Consider the following 2,636-nt stretch of genomic DNA (forward strand, 5'->3'; position numbering starts at 1 on the left):
TCATGAACCTTCGCCCAGATTCAGATGACGTGACTGCTATGCAATACTTGATGTAGGCGTCGGAGTACATCGAGAAGACCGGCGAATCGCAAGGCGGCACATCACGCTCCCCTTGCCTTGGAAGCCATGCGCGAGCGCACCAATCCTTCCATTACTGGCCAGCCCCCTCAAGCTGACGGCAATCCTTCCCGTAGTCTCACGGTGTTCCCGCACACACTGTAAGCGCTTTGCCGGCACCCTATTGACGCTGGCTTGACGTTTTGCGGAACCGCCAGGGCATGAGGTCTTCGATTCTGTTATGGGGATGGCCGTCGATGATCGCCTCGAGTGTTTCGGCGATGTAGGCGGCCGGGTTGACGTCGCTGAGCTTGCAGGTGGCGACGATCGACGCAAGCAAGGCCCAATTTTCAGCCCCGACCTCATGGCCGGCGAAGAGCGCATTTTTTCTGGTCAGGCAGATTGGCCGGATGGCGTTCTCGACCGGATTCGTGTCGAGCTCGAGGCGCCCGTCTTCGAGGAAGCGGGTCAGCCCTTGCCAATGATTGAGCGCGTAACGGATGTCCTCGGCAAGCGTCGAGCCGCTGGAGATCATCGACAGCTGCTTCTCGAACCACGGCTTCAACGCCTCGACGATGGGCAGCGAGTGCTCCTTGCGCGCGGCCAGCCTGATGTCCGGCGATGAACCGCGTACCATGGCTTCGATGGCGTAAAGCTGTGCGATCTGCCGGACGGCGGCCTCGGCGATCGGCGATTTGCTGTTGCGGGCCAATTTGACGAAGCGCCGGCGCAAATGGCTCCAACAATGCACGAGCGTCCACGGCCCTTGCCGTCGAGCGACTTCGCTGAGCCGGTCATAACCGTCATAGGCATCGCATTGCAGGAAGCGTCCGTTAAAGCCGTCCAGGAACTGTTCAGCGAAGGCGCCGCTGCGACCGGGGGCATATCGGAACAGCACGATCGGCGGACTTGGGCCGCTGTGGCCGCGGTCGTCGGAGACGATCGCCCAGAAGTAGCCCTTCTTCGTTTGACCACGCCCGGGATCGAGCACCGGCATCGGCGTCTCGTCGCAGAACACGCGCGGGGCGGCCTGGATCGTCCGCAGCTGAAGTTCATAAAGGCTTTTGAGCCACCAGGCCGCGCGCTTCACCCAGCCGGCAAGCGTCGACCGGTCAAGATGGACGCCCTGGCCGGCCAAAATCTGCACCTGCCGGTACAGCGGCAAATACCAGGCGAACTTCGAGACCACCACGTGGCTCACCAAGGCCGTCGACACCATGCCACTCTCAATCAAGCGCGGTAGCACCTTCGCCTGGACCACACCGTCGGTGCAGCCGCGGCAGGCGTATTTGGGACGGATCGTCCGCAGCACCCGCAAGATCGCCGGGACCACGTCCAGCACCTCGCTGACGTCCTCGCCGATCTTGTGAAGCTGAGCCTGGCAGCACGGGCAGGCGGTCGCCTCCGGTTCCAGCACCTGCTCACAGCGCGGCAGGTGCTTGGGCAGCGCGCCGATGTTGCGGCGCGCCTTCTTGCGCGGTTTATCAGACGGCTTCGCCGCAGCCGCATCGTCGTTGGCAGCCGCAGGTGGGGTGGCGCCGGTCTCAAGGTCGTCAAGCTCAAGCGCGAGTTGCTCGGCCACGAGCGTGGCAAGCCGCTCCGAGCGCTTCCCGAAGATCATCTCCTTGAGCGTCTGCAACGCCACGCGCAGCTTCTCGTTCTCGACGTCAAGCGCGAGCACCATCTCGGTCAGAGCCGCCGGATCGGTCGGAAGAGCATCGGGACGAATCGCCATGATCAGACGATACATGCGCCCACTCTATGCTCCAGCGAAATCCTCACCTCTCAGCCAACCACGGCGGGCTGCTTCACAGGCTGGGGTGAGACGCGTGTCCACTCAAGTCCGTCGAGCAGCATCGCGAGCTGCGTTGCACTTAGATGCACCACACCGTCGCGGATCGGCGGCCAGGTGAAACGCCCCTGGTGCAACCACTTCGTCACCAGCACCATGCCGCTGCCGTCCCACGCCAAAAGCTTCACTCTGTCCATCCTTTTGCTGCGGAACACGAAGACGTCGCCACAATATGGGTTCGCACGCAGCGCTTCGCTCACCAGCGCCGACAGCGTGTGGACCGACTTGCGAAAATCGACCGGCTGCGCCGCAAGCACCACCTTGAGGTCGGAGCGTAGTGCAATCACCGGATGCCCCGAAGCGCTGACAGCACTGTCGAAAGTGTCGTCAGCTCCACGCCCGGCTCAACCCGGATGCGCGCCCCACTCAGCTCTATCTCGATCACCCCGCAGGGCTTGGCCGGTGGCGCGGTGATCTCCAAAGGCGTCGTTGGTGCCGCCAAAATACGTTCGGACTCGCCGGCGCCAATCTGGATCGGCACGAAGTTCGGCGCCTTGCCGGCCACTGCTGCCGCAACCTGGCGTCGCCATACCGTGAGCAGCCCGCGGGAAACGCCATTGCGCCGCGCCACCTCGGAGATGTTCGCACCTTCCTCAAAGCTCTCCGCCGCGATCCGCGCCTTCTCCTCGCCCGTCCATCGTCGCCGCCGGCGCTCCCCGGTGATTACCTCGACGCGCCGATAAGGGTCACCTTCCTGCCTGGCATCAAGCATGGCATTTGCCATCGT

At 63.4% G+C, this 2,636-nt stretch carries 3 protein-coding genes; all 3 read right to left on the bottom strand.

Annotation, left to right across the window (positions count from 1 at the left end; translation table 11 throughout):
• Nucleotides 1-238: 238 nt before the first annotated feature.
• Nucleotides 239-1,792 (bottom strand): IS66 family transposase, encoded by a 1,554-nt coding sequence (gene tnpC / locus JQ628_RS34230; protein ID WP_212231005.1) that lies wholly within the window; start codon nucleotides 1,790-1,792, stop codon nucleotides 239-241.
• Between the two features lie 50 nt (nucleotides 1,793-1,842).
• Nucleotides 1,843-2,196, bottom strand: a complete 354-nt coding sequence (tnpB, locus tag JQ628_RS34235) for an IS66 family insertion sequence element accessory protein TnpB (protein ID WP_212231002.1) — start codon at nucleotides 2,194-2,196, stop codon at nucleotides 1,843-1,845.
• Nucleotides 2,193-2,636, bottom strand: a 444-nt coding sequence (gene tnpA / locus JQ628_RS34240; protein ID WP_349628162.1) for an IS66-like element accessory protein TnpA, incomplete at its 5' end; no start/stop codon positions are given. The genes tnpA and tnpB, both read right to left, overlap by 4 nt.

Source organism: Bradyrhizobium lablabi, assembly GCF_018129385.1.
GTDB lineage: Bacteria > Pseudomonadota > Alphaproteobacteria > Rhizobiales > Xanthobacteraceae > Bradyrhizobium > Bradyrhizobium lablabi_C.